The sequence below is a fragment of the Kushneria phosphatilytica genome (assembly GCF_008247605.1).
In the GTDB taxonomy this organism is placed as follows: Bacteria; Pseudomonadota; Gammaproteobacteria; order Pseudomonadales; family Halomonadaceae; genus Kushneria; species Kushneria phosphatilytica.
In genome coordinates this window covers 1,858,234-1,878,539 of record NZ_CP043420.1, presented here as the reverse complement: position 1 = coordinate 1,878,539, position 20,306 = coordinate 1,858,234, and the positions used below count along the sequence as shown (strand labels likewise).

13 protein-coding genes and 1 pseudogene are annotated in these 20,306 nt (G+C 53.6%); 11 read left to right on the top strand and 3 right to left on the bottom strand.

Going from position 1 to position 20,306, the window contains the following annotated elements:
• Positions 1–498 precede the first annotated feature (498 nt).
• The 6 genes from FY550_RS08595 (at position 499) to FY550_RS08570 (ending at position 10,068) form a co-directional block, all read left to right on the top strand.
• Positions 499–1,218 (top strand): RNA polymerase sigma factor FliA, encoded by a 720-nt coding sequence (locus FY550_RS08595; RefSeq protein WP_070977538.1) that lies wholly within the window; start codon positions 499–501, stop codon positions 1,216–1,218.
• Positions 1,219–2,076: 858 nt separating this feature from the next.
• Positions 2,077–2,901, top strand: coding sequence for an AraC family transcriptional regulator (locus FY550_RS08590; RefSeq protein ID WP_168169287.1), 825 nt, complete (start codon positions 2,077–2,079; stop codon positions 2,899–2,901).
• A gap of 255 nt (positions 2,902–3,156) precedes the next feature.
• Positions 3,157–4,485: an efflux RND transporter periplasmic adaptor subunit gene (locus FY550_RS08585; RefSeq protein WP_070977536.1), complete on the top strand. Its 1,329-nt coding sequence runs from the start codon at positions 3,157–3,159 to the stop codon at positions 4,483–4,485.
• A gap of 18 nt (positions 4,486–4,503) precedes the next feature.
• Positions 4,504–7,695 (top strand): efflux RND transporter permease subunit, encoded by a 3,192-nt coding sequence (locus FY550_RS08580; protein ID WP_070977535.1) that lies wholly within the window; start codon positions 4,504–4,506, stop codon positions 7,693–7,695.
• A 168-nt stretch (positions 7,696–7,863) separates the two neighbouring features.
• Positions 7,864–9,144, top strand: a complete 1,281-nt coding sequence (tviB, locus tag FY550_RS08575) for a Vi polysaccharide biosynthesis UDP-N-acetylglucosamine C-6 dehydrogenase TviB (RefSeq protein ID WP_070977534.1) — start codon at positions 7,864–7,866, stop codon at positions 9,142–9,144.
• A gap of 18 nt (positions 9,145–9,162) precedes the next feature.
• A complete protein-coding gene (locus FY550_RS08570) occupies positions 9,163–10,068 on the top strand; it encodes a glycosyltransferase family 2 protein (RefSeq protein ID WP_139148649.1) in 906 nt (301 codons plus the stop codon).
• 290 nt (positions 10,069–10,358) lie between these two features.
• Here the strand turns inward: FY550_RS08570 and FY550_RS08565 are convergent.
• Positions 10,359–11,486: pseudogene (locus FY550_RS08565) on the bottom strand (SLC13 family permease); the annotation flags it as partial.
• A gap of 533 nt (positions 11,487–12,019) precedes the next feature.
• On the opposite strand from FY550_RS08565, the gene galE reads away from it, so the two are divergent.
• The 3 genes from galE to FY550_RS08550 all read left to right on the top strand — a co-directional run bounded on the left by galE (position 12,020) and on the right by FY550_RS08550 (position 15,644).
• Positions 12,020–13,033 (top strand): UDP-glucose 4-epimerase GalE, encoded by a 1,014-nt coding sequence (gene galE / locus FY550_RS08560; protein ID WP_070977532.1) that lies wholly within the window; start codon positions 12,020–12,022, stop codon positions 13,031–13,033.
• Between the two features lie 107 nt (positions 13,034–13,140).
• Positions 13,141–14,502 carry a UDP-glucose dehydrogenase family protein gene (locus tag FY550_RS08555; protein WP_070977531.1) on the top strand — a complete coding sequence of 454 codons (1,362 nt, stop codon included), beginning with the start codon at positions 13,141–13,143 and terminating at the stop codon, positions 14,500–14,502.
• Between the two features lie 5 nt (positions 14,503–14,507).
• Positions 14,508–15,644: a glycosyltransferase family 4 protein gene (locus FY550_RS08550; protein WP_149054477.1), complete on the top strand. Its 1,137-nt coding sequence runs from the start codon at positions 14,508–14,510 to the stop codon at positions 15,642–15,644.
• Between the two features lie 24 nt (positions 15,645–15,668).
• Here FY550_RS08550 and FY550_RS08545 read toward each other — a convergent pair whose 3' ends face one another.
• Together FY550_RS08545 and FY550_RS08540 are read right to left on the bottom strand one after the other, a co-directional pair.
• Entirely contained in the window at positions 15,669–16,967 is a 1,299-nt protein-coding gene (locus FY550_RS08545; protein ID WP_084388011.1) for a PIG-L deacetylase family protein, read from the bottom strand.
• Complete coding sequence (locus FY550_RS08540; protein ID WP_070977529.1) at positions 16,964–18,127, bottom strand: glycosyltransferase; 1,164 nt, start codon at positions 18,125–18,127, stop codon at positions 16,964–16,966. Before FY550_RS08540 ends, FY550_RS08545 begins: the two co-directional genes overlap by 4 nt.
• Before the next feature lie 147 nt (positions 18,128–18,274).
• Here FY550_RS08540 and FY550_RS16855 point away from each other — a divergent pair, with 147 nt between their 5' ends.
• Positions 18,275–18,736, top strand: coding sequence for a DUF2489 domain-containing protein (locus tag FY550_RS16855; RefSeq protein ID WP_168201480.1), 462 nt, complete (start codon positions 18,275–18,277; stop codon positions 18,734–18,736).
• Between the two features lie 602 nt (positions 18,737–19,338).
• Positions 19,339–20,271, top strand: coding sequence for an OmpA family protein (locus tag FY550_RS08530; RefSeq protein ID WP_070977528.1), 933 nt, complete (start codon positions 19,339–19,341; stop codon positions 20,269–20,271).
• The last annotated feature ends 35 nt before the right edge of the window (positions 20,272–20,306 follow it).

Below are 20,306 nucleotides of genomic sequence, written 5' to 3'. Positions count from 1 at the left end.
GTTATCGGGTTATCCCGACTTTTCTTTAGCGCAGCCCGAAATTTTATTCCGGGTTTGGAGCTTAGCGCCTGCTCTGCGTTGGCAAGGGGATTAACGTCACCTTTGAGCGCGGCTTTAGGGAAAGGCGATAAATTTCCTCGAATCGTCATATGACAGGAGGGTGATCGAGGTGGGGCAGGTTATTGAGGTTCTTGTAGGAGCGACTTCAGTCGCGATGGGGTTGCTTGCATGGTAGATCAATCGCGACTGAAGTCGCTCCTACGCCAATTAGGGAGGTTGGGTGGTCGGATGATCGCGACTGAAGTCGCTCCTGCAAAAGACCTTGGGGAGAAGGGCGGCGGTAGGGGGGCAGTATGGCTATTGCCAAAGAAGGCCGTGCATTCATGGCCTGTTTATTGTTTCGAAGTGTAAGGCAACGCGCATAATGCTCTCCATCAGCGCTGCGCGCATCAGGCGCATGGGCGCACAACCGTGTAGAGACCAGGGGATGCCACGCGCATGTATACGGCTCAGGGTAGAATCGATCACTCACAGCTGATGGATCAGTACATGCCGATGGTCCGGCGTCAGGCGTTATCCATGCAGGTTCGATTGCCGGCCTGTGTGGATCTCGATGATCTGATTCAGGCTGGATTGGTCGGTTTGCTGGATGCCTTCAATCGTTTCGATGCCGGTCAGGGTGCAACCTTTACCACCTATGCTTCGCAACGTGTAAGAGGGGCCATGATCGACGAGTTGCGCTCCCGCGACTGGCTGCCGCGCAGCGTACGCCGGGTATCCCGTGATATTGATCGAGTGGTATGGCGACTCGAACAGCAGAATGGTCGAGCGCCCAGTGAGCGTGAAATTGCCGCTGAACTGGATATTTCTCTGGATGAGTATCATCAGACGCTGACTGATGTGAATAACGGTTTCCTCATGCCTTACGAAGATGTCAGCACGGATGAGTCTGAAGCCTCACACGTTGACCATAGTGTTGAGCGTCCGGATACGCCACATGATCAATGGCTTGCTCATGCTCAGCGCGAGCAGCTCATGGCAGCAATTGATAAGCTCCCTGAGCGTGAACGGCTGTTGCTGGCGCTTTATTATCAGGAAGAGCTTAATCTCAAGGAAATTGGCGCTGTCATGGGTGTCAGTGAGTCCCGCGTTTGTCAGTTACACGGCCAGGCTGTAGCGCGACTTCGTGTGGCGCTATCTCATGAAGACGATGATTAAAGCAAGGAAAACCTGTATTTGTGGCAGCACGCATATGCCCAATGCCTCATGAAAATAAAGCCGATATCACGATAAACACAGGGCTTCAAACTGTTGTCAATATGCTACCCGGACCTGGTGTCCGGGTTTTTTTATTGCACAAACTTACCGCAATCTTAAATATCGATTTCAGCCAAAACCTCTTTTCACCGATATCAGCTTTCAATGAATAACAAATTGTTCCAATTGTCGCAGGATAGCGACATCCGGCCACAGCCTTGGAAAGAAAGACAGCGGAGCAAAAAAGCAAGGCTGACTGATACCAGTCCAATACACTACCGAGAGTAACGCTGACGCTTGATTGTGAAACGTTGTGTTTCAGTAGGAAAAACCTTCAAAAACAATGGTAAATGATGATAGTGCTATTTTTTTGGTACTTTTCTGATCGGAATAACTAATCCTTTTGTCGCAAAACCGGCGGTGTTGGATTAGTTGATATGCCTTCGAGTAATGAGAAATGGACGGGTGGCCGATTAACATAAAGGGTCAATTTTATAGTCTTCGTAATTTTCATACTTTACTTGTTGCTGGCATAAATTAATCTGCAACCTGTCTGGCGATCATTACAGATGGAAATAATAAAAAAAGGATTGCCTGGCTGGTGATTCAATCACCCTTTGGGTCATCAAGAGATGGTGAGCGAGGATATAAAGATCCATACCAACATCATCTTTTGTATTGACTTGCCTGATTCTCATAAAAGACGACCTGATGGAACATGTCGTTCAACGGTCAAACAGGCCGAAATGAGAACAGGATAATGAGAGGCGTACAAAACGCCAGCAATTGACTTATATCGCCTATGGGATGGGATACGATATGGATTGCAGAGAATTCGACGTTGCCGCGACAGAAGTCATTCTGCATGAGCACACCAATGAACTGATGCCCATGACCATGGTGGCGCGCCAGGTAGGGCTGTCCACCTCACATTTGCGGCGCAAGTTCAAACAGTCCTTCGGTGTGACGCCGACGGATTACCATGCGACGATCCGCCTTGATCGGGCAGCCATGCTGCTCATTTATACGCGCAAGTCGATCATGGAAGTAGCACTTGAGTGTGGCTATCAGGATCATGCCGCCTTCAGCCGGGTTTTTCGCCGTCACTTCGACCTTTCGCCGCGTGCCTACCGCGAGCAGATGCGTAATACACTGAGCACTCTGCCTCGGGTACCTGATGCTACACCGCATGTAGAAATGCGTGAAAATGAAGAAGAGTATTATCTGGTTATTCGGGATTTTGGCGACAGTGGCCTGAGTGAGGAGAGTCTTCGCCAACATCTGCTGACGCTCTGCCCTCAGCGTGCCAAGGAATCGATACTCGAATCAGTCTGCTTTTTATATGATGATCCCCGCGTGACCCCGGCGCATCGGGTTCGCAAGGACATCGGTTATCGCATGGCTCGACGCGAAACCTGGCATCCGCCACTGCCATTGCGCTGGGTCACTGTTCCGGCAGGGCGCTGCATGAGCACACAGCTTGCCAGCTGGAAGGATTATGAATCCTCATTTCAGCACATGGCGCTGAACTGGGCGATGATGAATGATGAGCAGGTGCGGGTAGATCATAGTCGTGTGCTCTATCGGGAAGGGCGGCGCGATGCTGGCCTGAGCAGTATGGAATTGCTGGTGCCTGTCGAATAAGCAGACGTCTGACGTGGTGAAGAAAGGTGCCCGATTCTTATGGATCGGGCACCTTTCTTTATATTGATTTTCCGAAAATTCAGGGTGCCGAGACGGGTGTCATGATCATTTGAGCGGCCACTGTGCTATCCGAAACCGGATGCACGGGCTATGCTGGTGCTCTTCGTAGGCTACCCGACAGGGTTCGTTTACATACATACAGGAATGCATCTAAAATTCCATGTATCGAAAATCAGGACAATCGTGGATATTCCAATGATCCGGATGTTTGCCAGTCGGGCCCCGCAATGGGGGCTCATCGGAGTCATGGCCTTGTTGTTGGCCGCCTGCGGCGGTAGCGATGAAGATCAACAGCAAAGTCAGAAGGGTGGCGGGGAGCAACCCCCACGCAAGGTTGCTGTCATGACGGTTCAATCCCGCGATCTGGAACTCGACATGGAATATCCGGCGATGATCCGTAGTGATCTGTCAGCGGATATCGTGGCCCGGGTCGCCGGTGTACTGGAGAAGAAGCACTACCAGCCCGGGGAGATGGTTCAAAAGGGTCAGAAGCTGTTTACCATCGAGCAGCCTCCCTATCAGGCGACGGTGGATCAGCGTGAGGCTGATCTGCAAAGCGCACGTGCCGATCTGGAAGAAGCGCAGCGCAACTGGGCTCGCTACAAGCGGCTTTATTCTCGTGGTGCCATCAGTCAGCAACAGCGTGATACGGCGCTGAATACCCTGCAGACAGCTCAGGCCTCCGTTGCTCAGGCGAAAGCAGCACTCGAAAGCGCCAGAATCGATCTTGATTACACCACGGTAAAATCACCTGTGAGTGGCATGGTGAGTCTCAATGAGGTCAACGTGGGCAACTACGTGACACAGAATACCGAGCTGGCCACTGTCACACCGCTGGATCCCTTGGAAGTGCGTTTCTCTCTGCCTCAGGAGGATGCGTTCGCATTGCGCCGTCAGCGGCAGATGCAGGATGCGCCTGAGGTGACGGCAACGCTCAAGTTTCCTTATGCCAATCAGCAGGACACGACGGCCAATACCCTGAAGGGGAAAATCGATTTCCTCGGCTCCCGGGTCGATGAGTCCACCAGTACTGTGCAGGCCAGGGCCATCTTCAAGAACCCCGATCACCTTTTTCTTCCGGGTCAGTTCGTTCGTATCGAACTTCAAAACCTCAAACGCTTTCATGTGCTGGCTGTACCCAATGTGGCTGTCACCGAAGGCCTCAAGGGGCCGCAGCTTTATGTGCTCAATGATGACAACGTGATTCAGAGCCGTTTTGTCTCACTGGGAGAGCAGGCAGGATCTCGGACCATCATTACCGAGGGGCTCAAGGCCGGCGAGCGTATCGTGGCGGGCAGCATTGGTAGTGTCAGTGTCGGCCAAAAGGTAGACCCACAGCCGTATCAGGGCAGCTCCGAGCAGCCGACCAATCCCTCGGGCCATCCGTTGCGTCATGAGCGTGAGCCCAAACAGGGCACCGGTAATACAGGTGTGACCGAGCAGCGGGAATCGGATCAGTCACAGCAGGCGAAACAGGGTGGTAGCAGCGCCAATTCCAGTACAGGTGAAAGTGGCGGTGAGTAACCACAACGGGGCAGCCGAATGAATTTTGCAAGCTTTTTCATCCATCGGCCGATTTTCGCCACGGTCGTTTCCATCATTATTACCCTGATGGGGTTGATGGCAGTACGGGTGCTGCCGATTCAACAATACCCCAGTGTGGTGCCGCCCACGGTCAGTGTGATGGCGACCTTCCCGGGTGCCGATGCCGAAACGGTTTCCAACACCGTGGCGTCGCCATTGGCTGAAGAGATCAACGGTACGCAGGACATGATCTACCTGACCTCGTCGAGTTCCGACAGTGGTCAGTTGAACATGAGCGTGTATTTCAACATTGGCACTGATCCGGATATGGCGACGATCAACGTCAATAACCGGGTGCAGCGAGCGCTGTCACAGCTGCCACAGCAGGTGCAGAATCAGGGCGTGACCGTGGAGAAACAGTCCAACAGCGTACTGCTGTTCGTTGGTCTGTATTCGCCCAATCATCAATATGATTCGCTGTATCTGAACAACTACGCCAATCTCAATATCATTGATGAACTCAATATGCTCCCCGGCGTGGGGCAGTCGCAGGTCCTGGGGAATCAGGAATTTGCCATGCGTGTCTGGCTCAACCCGGACAAGATGGCTCAATACGATATTACGCCGGCCGAGATTTCCAGTGCCATTCAGTCGCAGAACACGGTAGTTTCAGCGGGCAAGCTGGGGGGAGCGCCACAGCGTGATCCTACGGCTTATACCTACACCATCAGTACCCAGGGGCGTTTTACCAGCGTTGATCAATTCCGCAATATCGTATTGCGCACTCAGCAGGATGGCGGGTCACTGCGTTTGAGTGATGTGGCACGGGTTGAGCTGGGTGCGTCCAGCTATGCCGTTCGGGGGCGGGTGAATAATAACCCGATGGCGCCGATTGCCATCTATACCCAGCCGGGTGCCAATGCGTTGGAGGTGGCGAAGGAAGTCAAGAGTCGGATGCGTGAGCTCAAGCAGCGCTTCCCGGCCGGGATCGATTATTCAATCCCTTATGACACGACGCTGTTCATCAACGCTTCGATCGAGTCTGTCGAGCATACTTTCATCGAAGCGCTGATTCTGGTTGCAGCGATCATTTTCATCTTCCTGCAGAACTGGCGTTCGACGCTGGTGGCGATGTCGGTCGTGCCGGTATCAGTTGTTGGTACCTTTGCCGGCATGTATATGCTGGATTTTTCGATCAACCTGTTGTCGCTATTCGGCATGATACTGGCCATCGGGATCGTGGTGGATGATGCGATCGTGGTGATCGAGAACGTTGAGCGCATTCTCGAGCATGACCCCGAGGCGACACCCATGTCGGCTTCTCTGGAAGCCATGCGAGAAGTGTCCGGCCCGGTTATCGCTACTGCTCTGATCATGGCCTCCGTGTTTGTGCCGGTTGGTTTCCTTTCCGGCCTGACGGGCGAAATGTATCGTCAGTTTGCGATTACCATTGCGGTTTCGGTCTCTATCTCTGCGCTGGTGGCGCTGTCCTTTACGCCGGCCATGTGTGCGATTTTCATCAAGCACAAGGAGAATCTGAGGGAGTCGAAGTTTGTTCGCATCGTCAAAAAGCCCTTTGACTGGTTCAATCGTGGCTTTGCACGTATTACACGGGGCTTTTTGAAATGTGTCTCTTTCCTGATCCGTCACCTGCTGATCTCGCTGGTGGGTGTGATTGCGGTCTGTGTCATTTCGGTGCTGGTCTATTCCCGCTTGCCGGGTAGCCTGCTGCCATCGACCGACCAGGGTGTGGTACTGGGTATTGCCTCACTACCAGCCGGCTCATCGGTTGCACGTACTGATGAGTATCTGCAGAAGGTCTCGAAGCAGATGATGGCAAATCCTGCTGTTAATTATGCGACGGCAGTTTCCGGTTATGACTTCCTCTCGAGTGGTGCCAATCCGGCCAAGGGGGTTATCTTTGTATCGCTCAAGCCCTGGGGCAAACGTGATATTTCAGCCGATCAGATGATTGCCAAACTGCAGCAGGTGGGTAGTCAGGTTGATGGCGGCAATATCATGGCGTTCAATCTACCGCCCATTCTGGGGCTCTCGACCACGGGGGGCTTCACTGGCTACCTCCAGTCCTTTGGAGGCGATACGCCCAAGGAGCTCTATCAGGCCTCGGTCAAGGTCATGCAGGCTGCGAGCAAGCGGCCGGAACTGTCTCAGGTGTTTACCACTCTGGATGCCGGGGTGCCGAGCTACAGGGCGACAGTGGATGAACAGAAGGCCCAGAGTTACGGGGTCAGTATCTCGGATCTCAACACTACGCTGTCCAGCACCTTTGGTAGCGCTTTCGTCAACTACTTCCAGAAGAACAGTCGTAATTTTCAGGTTTATCTGCAGTCGGATGACAGTTTCCGCCGCAAACCGGAGGATCTTTCCAAGGTCTATGTACGAGGTGGTGATGGCGAGCGTATTCCGCTTTCCACCTTCGTGACACTGCACCGTACCAATGCCCCCACTATTGTGGATCGCTATAACGTTTATCCTGCGGCCCGCTTCCAGGGGGGTGCTGCCCCGGGCTATAGCTCCGGTCAGGCGATCGAGGCCATGCAGGAGGTGATCTCGAAGCAGCTTGGCTCGCAATATGGCATGGGGTGGACCGGTGTTGCCTACCAGGAGCTCGGCCAGGGTAATGCCGCCATGCTGGCCATCTCCTTCGGGATCATCATGGTATTCCTGATCCTGGCGGCGCAATACGAGCGATGGACATTGCCACTGGCCGTGGTGACTGCAGTGCCGTTTGCCTTTGTCGGGGCCATCATGGCCGTATGGTTACGAGGCATGGGGACCAGCGTCTATCTGCAGATCGGCTTGCTGACAGTAGTCGGGCTGGCAGCCAAGAATGCCATTCTGATCGTGGAATTTGCCCAGCAACAGCGCGAGCATGAAGGGCTTTCGGTGACCGATGCGGCCATGCGCGCCGCCGAGATGCGTTTCCGGCCGATCGTCATGACTTCGCTGGCCTTTATTGGGGGGACGTTACCGCTGGCATTGGCAGAAGGCGCGGGTGCGGCCAATCGTCACCAGATCGGTACACCAGTGGTGGGCGGTATGATCACCATTACCGTACTGGCGAGTCTGTTTGTTCCGGCGACTTATGTCATGATCATCCAGGCTTCGGAATGGTTGGGACGAAAGCTGGGTCGCAGTCCTGGTAAGAGCAGCGATAACGGTGTGGAGACTCACCAGAATCAGCATTAAGCCCTGAGTATCTGCTGTTGAAAAGAGCCGCGGCCCTTCGATCCGCGGCTTTCTTTATGATAAGGGGCACCAGGGGCTGAAGTCAGAGCAGAAATGATACGGTAGTATTGCATGTTACGCTGAGTTGAAGTTTCATCACCCGGGATTTGAAAAAATCAGGATTGTTTCATGCATGAATTGACTCCCGAGTTGCGTATCGGTGTGATCGGGTTGGGCTATGTCGGATTGCCCTTGGCGGTAGAGTTCGGACGCCACTATCGGGTCATCGGATTTGATATCAATGCCGCGCGTATAGCATCGCTGCGTACCGGTCGGGATGATACGAGGGAAGTTGAGTCCGAGCGTTTGCATGCAGCTCGGGGACTGGTGTTTACCGATGACGAATCGGCGCTAACAGGTTGCGATGTTTATATCGTTACCGTTCCAACACCGATCGATGCGCACAAGCGTCCTGATCTGACTCCCTTGTTGGGCGCAAGCGCAACGGTAGGGCGCGTGATCGATCGTGGGGCAGTCGTGATCTATGAGTCTACGGTCTATCCGGGAGCCACCGAAGAAGATTGCATGCCCGTGATCGAGCGTTTGTCAGGGTTGCGATTCAATGAAGACTTTTATGCAGGCTACAGCCCTGAGCGCATCAACCCGGGTGACAAAATTCATCGGATTACATCAGTTACGAAAGTAACCGCCGGCTCAACACCTGAGGCGGCTGATTTTGTAGATGCACTCTATGGCTCGATCGTTGAGGCGGGTACCTGGCGGGCCAGCTCGATTCGTGTTGCCGAGGCGGCCAAGGTAATTGAAAACACTCAGCGTGATATCAATATTGCGCTGATCAATGAACTGGCCATGATCTTCAGCAGGCTGGGTATTGATACTGAAGAGGTGCTGGAAGCGGCAGGGACCAAATGGAACTTTCTGCCTTTTCGCCCTGGACTGGTCGGCGGGCATTGCATTGGTGTCGATCCCTACTACCTGACGCACAAGGCTCAGGCGACTGGCTATCATCCGGACATGATTCTTGCAGGCCGTCGTATCAATGATGGAATGGGAGCCTACGTAGCCAGTCAGCTTGTCAAGAAGATGACGCAGCGTCGCATTCATGTCGAAAGCGCACGTATTCTGATCATGGGGCTAACCTTCAAGGAGAACTGCCCTGATCTGCGCAATACGCGTGTCATTGACATCATTAGCGAACTGCGAGAATACAATGTGACGGTTGAAGTCTATGATCCGCTGGCAACCGCTGCGGATGCGGACAGAGAGTATGGCATTTTGCCCATCGAACAGCCCGAAGAGGGCGCCTATGACGCCATTATCATGGCGGTAGCCCATACCCCGTTTCGTGAGTTGTCAGTTGAGCAAATCCGTCACTGGGGAAGAGAGAATCATATTCTCTATGATCTCAAGCATATGTTGCCCAAGGCAGTGACGGATCTGAGACTTTAACCGGGTTATTTCTGATTTATGAATATTAAAAGAAAGAGTGAAAGGTTTTTCAGGAAGGTAAACGCTTTTTTATTGTACCATTATTACAATATAATAAATATTGTAGGGGCTGGCGAAAAGCTGAAAGAAAAGGGGTGTGATGTAGTTGTCTCTCTTACAACTTATCCTGCCAGAATAGACCAGGTTCATGTAACTTTGGAATCAATTTTTGCACAGAAAGGATGCAATTTTATAGTGTGTTTATATCTTTCGGAAAAAGATATTAAATCCATGGGAGGGTTGCCTGACAAACTGAAGCGTTTGGAAAGAAGGGGGCTGAGAATTGTTTCTACGAAAAATGATTTCCGATCGTACAATAAGCTTGTTTTTGCGTTGAGGGAGTACCCGGACTGTAATATTGTTACAGCAGATGACGATGCTATTTATCCAAAAGACTGGTTATGGCGCTTGCTAGAAGGTAGCAGACGTTTTCCGGGATGTATAATATGTCATCGTGGCCACATGTTTACACCAGAAGCGATGAACGGTAAATGGTCTTATGGCTTGATGAAAAACAAGGGAGGGAGAGAGGCCGAGACACCCTCGTTATCACTTATGCCGACAGGAAATAGCGGAGTATTGTATTTCCCTGGATCTCTTGATGAGATGGCCACTGATAGTGAGAGGTTTCTTGAAATGGCGCCAAGCGCAGATGATATCTGGTTCAAGATGGCTTCCCTGAAACGCGGAACAAAATGCGTTCGTATCAATCATTCCAATTTGGAGTTTTTACCTACCCAAGCCGCGGCAATTGAAGCACTGCACGATGAAAACATAAAGAATGGGGCGAATGACATTCAGATGCGACGGTGTTTTGAAACTTTCCCCGAACTGGAAGATCAGCTTGTTCGGGAATGGAAAAGTAAGGGTTGGATTTCTATTTGAAGGCTTGGAGGTGGTTTTAAATCCTCAGGAATGCGCTCTTGAATATTGATCAGGTTCTGTCGGAAAGATGCTTGCGCTTTTTCATGGTGTGTTAAAAAGCAGGTTTAAAAATTATTTACCTCTTGTGAACCGGCACGCTATTTTACCCTTGTCTTCGCTGCGTTTTCGCCTTGCCTGACCATCATTCGACACTTTTTTCAGGCCAAAAAAAGATGGGGTTATATATCGTTCTGCTTTGCTTCTGGCCAAAACAGTTATTTAAATAAAAATAACGTAGCCATGCCCAATAACTACCAGAGCCAACTGGTCAAAAGGGTAACCAGTCCGGTAATGACAAGCGAGCCAACCAGGTTGAGCAATAGGCCGGCACGGATCATCGATTGGATACGCATCTCTCCGGCTGCAAAAACGATAGCGTTGGGTGGTGTGGCCACGGGCATCATGAAGGCGCAGCTGGCGGCAATGGCAGCTGGTGCAGTAATCAGTAGTGGTGAAATATCCAGTGACAGTGCCAGCGCTCCCAGCAATGGAAGGAAGGCAGCCGCCGTGGGCGTATTCGAGGTAACTTCGGTCAAAAAAATGATAACCAGTACGACTACGCCAATCAGCCCAAGCAGTGGGAGGGCACCAAAGACACTCGGTTGCTGGGCAATCCATTCCGCAAGGCCCGAGCTGCGGATCAGGCCTGCAAGCGCGAGCCCACCCCCGAACAGTAGCAGCACGCCCCAGGGCAATTCGGCAGCCTTCTCCCACGTCATCAAACGGTCATGCCGGGTAGTACCCGCTGGAAGTAAAAACAGGGCAATGCCGGCCGCCATGGCAATACTGGTATCCGAGAGCCAGTCAAGGCCAGAATCGGTCAACAGAGGGCGAACGATCCAGGCAGTAGCTGTCATCAGAAAAATAACGCCTACCCGTGTCTCTGCTGAAGACATGGCGCCCATATCAGAGAGCTCACGTTGAAGCATTTCCCGCCCTTGATCCTGCTGGTCAAGCTGGAAACCCTGTCGTGTCAGCCACCACCAGGTAATCAGCATCATGATCACGGAAACAGGCAACCCCACAGTCATCCATTGTGCGAAACCCAGTTCGATCTGGCGATCATCAGCAAGATAACCAGCCAGTAGGGCGTTGGGGGGAGTACCGATCAGAGTGGCAATGCCGCCAATACTGGCTGAATAGGCAATGGCCAGAAGCAGTGCTGTTGCATAGCGTTGTTGCTCCCGATGCCGGTTCTCATCACCGTCGTTATTCTTTAACAGGGATAACACGGATGTGCCGATCGGCAGCATCATGATAACGGTGGCGGTATTGGAGACCCACATACTGAGGAAACCGGTGGCCAGCATGAAACTACCGATTTGTCGACGTGGCCTAGTGCCTACCAGGATCAGGATGCGCAGGGCGATGCGACGGTGAAGGTTCCAGCGCTACATGGCCAGACCAAGCAAGAAACCGCCCAGAAACAAAAAGATAATCGGATTGCCGTAGGCCGCCGTGACGTCATTCAGCGTGCCGATGCCGGCAGCCGGGGCCAGAATGATCGGGGGTAACGATGTTGCCGGAATAGGTAGTGCTTCGGAGGATCACCAGCATGCTCTCAACATTGCAAGCCCGAGGCAGTGCCAGGCAGGCTCGGCCAAATCACCCAGGGCAGGAATGAGAAGGATCAGGCTTGATCAGAGTCCGATCGTTGGGGCGCGAGCAGATTGCTGATGAGTACTATCCGAAATTTCTGTCATGATATTACCCCATGACTTGATATAGAGCGGTCACAAATCACATTTCAGTATTGCAAGAATGGTCACGCGAGCTGTCGAAATCACGCCGCCAGGAAGGGTCGTCAGTCTGGCTTAAGAATGGCGCGGCTGGAGCTAGCCGACAGTGACGCTATGCTGGGTCATGTTCATTTTCGAGACATTTTTGAAACGCGAATTGGGAGGAGGCGCAAATGATCCTGGTGACAGGTGGAGCCGGTTATATCGGTTCGCATACGGTATTGGCGCTATTACAGGCCGGACATGAAGTGGTAGTGCTGGATAGCCTCACCAATTCCAGTCCTCTGGCGCTCGAACGGGTAGCTACTCTGGCTGGCCGGGAAGTGCCTCTGGTCGAGGGCGATATTCGCAACGAAGCGCTGCTGGATAGCCTGTTTGAACGCTATGACATTTCAGCCGTGGTACATTTTGCCGGTCTCAAGGCAGTAGGAGAGAGCGTGGAAAAGCCTCTCGCCTATTTTGACAATAACGTCAATGGCACGCTGGTGCTTTGCCGTGCAATGGCAAGAGCAGGGGTCAAGAGTATTGTGTTCAGCTCGTCGGCAACCGTCTACGGTGATCCTGAAACAGTGCCGATTCAGGAGAGCTTCCCGACCTCGGCGACCAATCCTTATGGGCGTTCCAAACTGATGGTGGAAGAGATTCTGCGTGACCTGTGTCAGGCAGATGATGAGTGGCGGGTGGCGCTACTGCGCTACTTCAACCCCGTAGGGGCGCATGAGAGCGGCATGATCGGGGAAGACCCACATGGTATTCCCAACAATCTTGTACCCTTTATCAGTCAGGTCGCCATCGGGAGACGCGAAACCCTTTCCGTGTTCGGAAACGATTATGATACCCCTGATGGCACAGGGGTGCGTGACTATATCCATGTTGTGGATCTGGCTGATGGCCATCTGAAAGCGCTGGATTTCCTTGCGCAGCATCAGGGCGTGCATACCTTTAACCTGGGGACCGGCAAGGGATATAGCGTGCTTGAGGTGACCAATGCCTTTGCACGGGTTAGCGGCCGTGATATTCCCCATGAAATCAAGCCACGTCGGCCGGGGGATATTGCCTGTTGTTATGCTGACCCTGCCTATGCAGAAAGCATGCTGGGATGGCGGGCGCAGTATGGTATTGAGCGCATGATGGCGGATACCTGGCGCTGGCAGCAACAGAATCCGCAGGGCTATGAGCAACAATAAAGGAAAGACCTCTGCACGACATGAGCGGAAGATTCGCTCACTGGGAGAGGCGTGGTAGGATTCGGCATCCTGCCGCCCTCAATGCGGCATTGATACAGGGATAAGCAATGAAGATTACGGTTTTCGGCACCGGTTACGTGGGTCTGGTTACCGGAAGTTGTCTTGCCGACGTCGGCCACAATGTCATGTGCATGGATATCGACGCTGGCAAGATCGCTCGTCTGGAAGCCGGTGAGATCCCGATTTTTGAACCGGGACTGGCCGAGATGGTGGCGCGCAATGTCGAAGCCGGACGACTGACCTTTACGACCGATGCCCAGCAGGCGGTCGAGTTCGGCGTTTTGCAGTTCATCGCCGTGGGAACACCACCGGATGAAGATGGCAGTGCTGATCTACAGTATGTGCTGGCGGTTGCCGAAACCATTGGCCGGTACATGAAGGATTATCGGGTAATCGTGGACAAGTCCACGGTCCCCGTGGGTACTGCGGATCGCGTTAGCCACCGTGTAGCGGATGCGCTCGAGGCGCGGGGTGTCGAGCTGGAGTACGATGTCTGCTCCAACCCCGAGTTTCTGAAGGAAGGGGCTGCCATCGAGGACTTTACCCGTGGCGCACGCATCATTGTCGGCACGGACAGTGAGCGGGTGCAGGAACTGATGCGTGAGTGCTACGCGCCCTACAATCGCAATCACGACAAGCTGATGTTCATGGGTATCCGGGCAGCTGAACTGACCAAGTATGCTGCCAATGCCATGCTGGCGACCAAAATCAGCTTCATGAACGAGATTGCCAATCTGGCCGAGCGGCTGGGCGCTGATATCGAAGCTGTTCGACGCGGTATCGGCAGTGACCCGCGTATTGGTTATCACTTCATTTATCCTGGCTGCGGTTACGGTGGCTCCTGCTTCCCCAAGGATGTTCAGGCGCTTGCCCGTACGGCACATCAGAACGATTACAATGCCGAGCTGCTCAATGCCGTGGAAAGTGTGAATTATCGGCAGAAGCAGACGCTGTTCCAGAAACTGTTGCGGGCCTTTGACGGTGAACTGGCCGGTCGAACGATTGCGCTCTGGGGTCTGGCCTTCAAGCCCAATACCGATGATATGCGTGAAGCTCCCAGCCGTACCCTGATGGAAGCGCTATGGTCTGCCGGGGCCCGAGTACAGGCCTATGACCCGGAGGCCATGCACGAGTGCCGTCGTCTCTATGGGGAGCGCGCTGATCTGTCGCTGGTGGCCGATCGTGTTCAGGCCGTTCAGGGAGCGGATGCCCTGGTCATTGTGACCGAATGGAAAGAGTTTCGTACTCTGGATTTCGAATGGCTCAAGGCCCAGCTTTCAATGCCGGTGCTGGTAGACGGGCGTAATCTTTACGATCCCGAAACGGTGCGTCAGGCTGGTCTGATGTATTACGCCGTGGGGCGCGGAGAGTCCCTGCAGTCGGCACCTCGGGTAGCGATGACCGATTGATGGCCATGTCCGAATATCCACTGGCTGTCATTGCCATTCGGCAGGTGGAAAAGCGAACCGGTGCCAGCCGCAATGCGCTTGAGCAGACTGCTGCGCTACGAGAGCTGGGGTATCGGGTTGTGATTCTGGCTGAACGTGGTGCGCCCGATATCGTCAGATCGGTTGGTGCTGAACTGGTGCGTTTGCATCGCTGGCCCCTCAAGGGACCTTTTCGGCGATTCTGGTTCAATCGCCGTGTCCACGCGTGGTGTCGCCGTCATCAGCCTGCCTTGCTGATCAGCCATGGCGATGTGGAAACCGATGATGTCGTTTATATGCATAACTGCGTCCACCTGGCGAGCCAGCGGATTCATGGGCGTGAATTGCCCGCTGGGCATGAAGTCGCTGCCATTCATGATCATGTGCTGGGTGGGAAACGCTATCGTCGGGTCGCTGTAAATTCAAAGCTCATGGCGGAGGATTTTCAGACACGCTATGGCATCCCGATGGCGCAGATCGAGATCAGCTATCCAGGCTATGATCCGCAGCAGTTCTCGCCGGAGCGAGCACGGCAGCAACGTGAGGAAACGCGTGATGCCCTGGGAGTTGACCGGGGTATGCAACTGATCGGGCTGGTCACCTCCGGAAATTTCGTCAAGCGCAATGTGAAAGGGTTCATTGATATTGCTGCAATACTGGCGAAACGCTTGCCGGGACAATGCCGTTTTCTGGTCGTTGGCAAGGATGATATGGCGCCTTTGCAACGCCATGCACGTGAAAGCGGGGTGGCCGAAGATTTTATCTGGCGCACCACCGTGCCCGAGGTAGAAAAACTTTATGGCGCTCTGGATCTGTTCGTATTACCAGCGCATATCGAGGAGTTCGGGCGTGTGGTGCTTGAAGCGATGGCCTGTGCGACACCGGTACTGGTATCCCGAAATGTAGGGAGCGCCGAACTGCTGGAAGATGGCTTCGAGCAACTGATCATGCAAGAGCAGGATGCCGAAATGTGGGCTGAACACATGGTTGAGTTGCTTGCTATGCCCGAGTTGCGGGATACGCTGGGTCCGCAATTGGCCGAGCGAGCGTCTTCGTATTCTCATCAGCACCAATATGAGAAGTTGCGTACCTCGTTTGCTTCCCTGCAGCAAAAAACAGGTTGAAGAAATAACAGCGGCTGCAAGGCTTCAGACCTTTTGATGTTCAGGTACCAGCTCTTCGATTCTTCCAAATAGTCGAAAAACCTCGTTATGCTTGATGGCAGTGCGAAAGTAAGCATGCCTTGCTGGGTCGCGCCAATGCTGATGTAACAGGCGATCCTTTAGTCGCCGTTTAAGCTGACGCTCGAGGCTGACCGGTGCCTGGAGGTCGCTCATTGTCATCAGCGCTGTCGTTTTTTCCCGTTGCAGCTCCGGCGAGAGTGAAAAGCTGAAGTAGCCCCCGGCCGGCTGATCAACGAGGTTTGCCGGGGGGAGGCTGGTGCGGGCACCTGCCGGGCCATAAGGAAATAGCGTTGTTCCTCGTAAATGATTGGTATAGCTCAGCAAACGTTGTGGTGCTGTTCCTTGTCGACTGATGGCATGCCGCAGCGCATGACCGGTCGCGATATGATCCGGATGGGGATCAAGCAGAGGATCGGGTAGCACAATGGTTGTGGGCTGAATGTGGCCAAGAAGAAACTCCAGCTCTTCCATTAGATCATATCCTCGGCATGCTGCCCGTGAATCGGTAGGCAGGGAGAGTTGGTTGTGGCAGCGAAAGTGATCTGGCGTCAGTCCAGCAACGACCGGATGGGAAAAGGAATGTTCAGGCGTGGCCAGCATCTCATTCAGGTGACGATTGAAATGTCCGAGCATGACATGCTGTTGTATAGGAACGCCGGCCAGCATGGGGGTTGTTGCTGCATTCCAGCTGCGTAATTCACCCTTGCGGCGGGTGGCCTTCGAGAGGTCATCGTCAAGGCCTTGCAGATACTGGCGATCAAGACGAGGCAAGCGTTCGCCGGGGGTCAGGGTGATGATCCATACCTGCTCATGAAAGTGCCGATATAATCCATAGGCTGCTATCTCGGCATCATCGGGATGTGGTGCAAGGATCAGTAATGGACCATCTGCCAGTTGGGGTAGACGCCAGCCCATGAGTGGTTCCGATACATTCAATTGGCAGTCGTGCGCGATCAGCTCAGGGAGTGCACTGGTATTACCCGGTTGACCGAGATCGAGAAAACGTCTGCCATTCGCACCGGGTTCGAAATACTGCCGTCCATATGGTTGGCCATCTATTCGAACTTCTACGCTGGGCTCACGCCATCTTCCCAGCGCCGTCGTCCGGATATGAAGGGGTAATAGCCAGCTGAAGGCGCCAGAAAGGTTCAACGTGCTGTTCTCGGAAGAGAACAATTGGTTGTTCCTGAGCCCGACACGGTATGTGATATCCGGCTGAAGCGGATAGTTATAATCACGCAATTCTGCGTAGCGTTCACTCATGAGGGGGTTGTTGACTCGTCATGGGTGGGAAGTTCAAGAAAGGCAGTAGCAATTCGGGTATCGCGAAAGCGCTCAATCCACTCGCTTCGAATCTCGGGTGGATGACGTAATCCTTCCCGAATACCTTCGGCCAGAGCTTCAGTGGTATCGTCAGTCAGCAAACGGGCCTGATCTTCCACCAGCACATCGGCGATCCCGCCCGGTGCGTTAATGGCAGTACATGGCGTGCCACAAATGAGGCTTTCTACCAACACCATGCCTAGTCCTTCACTACTGGAGCTCAGCACAAAAAGACGAGCATGTTTCATCCATGGGTAGGGGTTGAGCTGGTGGCCGACCAAGTGAACGCGTTGCTCAAGACCGAGTTCAGTGATGAGCGCTTTCAGTGACTCGAGAAGGGGGCCATCGCCCACGATCACCAGATCCTCTGCGATGTTTGCTGCATGGTAAGCGCGAATCAACAATGCCTGCCTTTTGACTTTTGACAGGCGGGCGACATGTACAATAAAAGGACGCTCGGGCAGCTCGACGGGGGCGTCGGCCATTTCGCGAATGGCTTCGATGTCGCAGGGGTTCATGATTCGGGCCCAGCGCTTCGGGTGAATACCATGATGAGTCAACAGCATCTGCAGCCGATTCATGACGCCGCTGGAGTTGCATATGATTTGCTTGTCTTCAAACAGATGTCTTAATAACCACCTTCGCCGGAGGCCTCCATTAGTGCTGCCGGGCCAGGCAACACTGACCTGCCAGAGTCGTGGATCACGCCACGACCAGACGGTTTCGTAGGCGCCCTGGCCGCGTATGATGATCCGATCTACCTGACCATACTGGTGTTCCAGACGGGCGATAAAGCGCTTCAGATAGTGGCCACCGTACCAGCCTCGCCAGATGAAACCGGATTCCTTTATCAAGGGTTTAAACACCAGGCGTGTTATCAGATCGTAAAAAAGTCCGACGCCCGTTCGGCGAAAAGCCTTGTCAAAATCCTGCTCATGAACGACGACACCCGGGTCGGGGACAAGCTCGCGTCCCCCCTTTAACACAAGCACATGGACTTCATGCCCGAGCCGATTGAGCGTATTGGCCAGATTGACCGTGACACGCTCAATACCTCCAACACGCAGAGTACGAACCACCAGCACAATTCGCTGGGTCATGGACTACAGCCCCTGCTTTCGACTTTGAACGATAATTGTAACGCCACGCTTCGCCAACAGCTATTCTCGTGCTGCACTGGTGATGGCAGGATGACGATATTATCAACGACTTACTATACTGCCTTGTCATTTACCCGGAGTCGTCTCATGTCAATGGCCTTGAGTTTATCGCTATTGTTGCTGGCGATACTGATTGTATTCGCTTTGGCTGTTTATGCCTTGCGACTGCGCCGTGAAGTGGTCAGACGCCGAGAGGCTTACCGAAGAGAGCAACGTCAGGCGCGTGATAATTGCCTGAAGAACCTGGATATTATTGGTCGGGCCGTACTGGCGGATCAGGTCGATCTTGTTGAGGGGTGTATCCGCATCAGTGTCATGCTGGATCTATTGGGTCGGGAGTTCGATCCGCAGGGGGCATTTGTTATCTTCGATCGCATTCGCCGACGAACGGATCATCTTCATAGACATGAGGCACGCAGGAAACTGACTCCCGCTGAACGCATGCATGAGGATAAGGATCGCTTGCATATTGCAGCCGAAGAACGCGAAGCCGTTCATGAAAGGGTCGAGCAGTTGTTGGGCTACGCCAGGAATTTTGCTGCCAGGTAAAGGTCTGGCCCTTTTATCGCATCTTCCGGGAAGTTGGGTAGTCAACTGCAATAGCTTTCCAGGCTGGGTGAGGCAAGGACTATCGGAGCTTTTCAGGTGTGCATGGATTGACAGTGCCGGGATGGATGATGCCCATGTCAAAAGCATACCGGCGGGACGCTCTGCACGAAATGGAACCACAGGTACCTGTAAGTGATATAATATCAGCCCTGTGTGATTTCATGCTCGAGTCCTGGCGTTATTGATGCATCGAAAAAAGGCCGGTTTTTCATCATGCCTCTGGCATGCGTGCCGGTTTGAGTCGGTCATTGGAAAGGCAGGATACTATTATAGGGAAAACAGTGTTTGACAAGCGGGCTCGCATGCTGCAAAACACTGTTCTACTATTGCATCGTCCCCCTGTATGGGGCACGTTGTTAATGTCATCAGGGCACGGAATTGCCTTGATGAAAGAAGGCGCACCGACTGGCTGAAATAGTACAAATGTGCTTTCTTTTGCCATGCAGGAAGGCAGTTTCTTCCTGCGACGGCTTGAGCGCCTGAACCAGAGCCGCTGAGTGATCCATGATCACCCGGCGCTTTATATAAAGAAGGAGTCTTGCATGAACAAATCTGCAACTGGCTTACTGCTGGGATCTGCGCTGGTGCTGGGCCTCTCCGGCTGTGCCAGTTCCGGTTCACAGTCTTCCATGTCGAGCAGCAGTAATAACGACGCCTGGTATTCTTCGCCTTTCGTCTGCGGCCTGGCCGGTGGTCTGATCGGTGGTGGTATCGGCTACGGCGTCAGCGGACATGACGATGAAGAGACCGGTAGTGCCGTGGGTGGTGTTGCTGGTGCAACGGCAGGCGCTCTGTTGTGCTCCAACAACGAACCTGAAGTGCTGGATTCCGACAACGACGGCGTACCGGATGATCGCGACCAGTGCCCGGGTACCCCGGCTGGCGTTGCTGTCGATGCGCAGGGTTGCCCGCTGGACAGCGACGGTGACGGCGTGCCGGACTATCAGGACCAGTGCCCGGGAACTCCGGCAGGCGTTGAAGTCAACGCACAGGGTTGCCCGCTGGACAGCGACGGTGACGGCGTACCGGACTATCAGGACCAGTGTCCGAATACCCCGGCTGGCGCCAAGGTCAACGCGCTGGGCTGTGTTGCCAACCTGGTGCTGAAAAACGTCAACTTCAAGTTTGACTCCGCCGAGCTGACTTCCAATGCTCAGCAGATCCTTGATGGCGTTGCTCAGAAGCTGAACGCTAACGAGTCTGTTCGCGTCAAGCTGAAAGGCTACACCGATTCCATCGGCACTGAAGCCTACAACAAGGATCTGTCGCAGCGTCGCGCCGATTCGGTCAAGCAGTACCTGGTCAGCCAGGGAGTGAGCACTGACCGTATCGAAACCCAGGGTTATGGCGAGTCCAACCCGGTTGCGACCAACAGCACTGCTGAAGGCCGTGCACAAAACCGTCGTACGGAAGTTGAACCGCTGGGTGATGCTGGTCAGACAATGGACCGTACCCAGAATAACAGTTCCATGTAATATGGCTGTTGTTGCAAACGGGCTTTTCCTGAAAA

Coding starts and splice junctions, on each gene's coding strand:
- FY550_RS08595 (WP_070977538.1), top strand. CDS start 499: ATGTATACGGCTCAGGGTAGAATCGATCACTCACAGCTGATGGATCAG.
- FY550_RS08590 (WP_168169287.1), top strand. CDS start 2,077: ATGGATTGCAGAGAATTCGACGTTGCCGCGACAGAAGTCATTCTGCAT.
- FY550_RS08585 (WP_070977536.1), top strand. CDS start 3,157: ATGATCCGGATGTTTGCCAGTCGGGCCCCGCAATGGGGGCTCATCGGA.
- FY550_RS08580 (WP_070977535.1), top strand. CDS start 4,504: ATGAATTTTGCAAGCTTTTTCATCCATCGGCCGATTTTCGCCACGGTC.
- tviB (WP_070977534.1), top strand. CDS start 7,864: ATGCATGAATTGACTCCCGAGTTGCGTATCGGTGTGATCGGGTTGGGC.
- FY550_RS08570 (WP_139148649.1), top strand. CDS start 9,163: ATGAATATTAAAAGAAAGAGTGAAAGGTTTTTCAGGAAGGTAAACGCT.
- galE (WP_070977532.1), top strand. CDS start 12,020: ATGATCCTGGTGACAGGTGGAGCCGGTTATATCGGTTCGCATACGGTA.
- FY550_RS08555 (WP_070977531.1), top strand. CDS start 13,141: ATGAAGATTACGGTTTTCGGCACCGGTTACGTGGGTCTGGTTACCGGA.
- FY550_RS08550 (WP_149054477.1), top strand. CDS start 14,508: ATGTCCGAATATCCACTGGCTGTCATTGCCATTCGGCAGGTGGAAAAG.
- FY550_RS08545 (WP_084388011.1), bottom strand. CDS start 16,967: ATGAGTGAACGCTACGCAGAATTGCGTGATTATAACTATCCGCTTCAG.
- FY550_RS08540 (WP_070977529.1), bottom strand. CDS start 18,127: ATGACCCAGCGAATTGTGCTGGTGGTTCGTACTCTGCGTGTTGGAGGT.
- FY550_RS16855 (WP_168201480.1), top strand. CDS start 18,275: ATGTCAATGGCCTTGAGTTTATCGCTATTGTTGCTGGCGATACTGATT.
- FY550_RS08530 (WP_070977528.1), top strand. CDS start 19,339: ATGAACAAATCTGCAACTGGCTTACTGCTGGGATCTGCGCTGGTGCTG.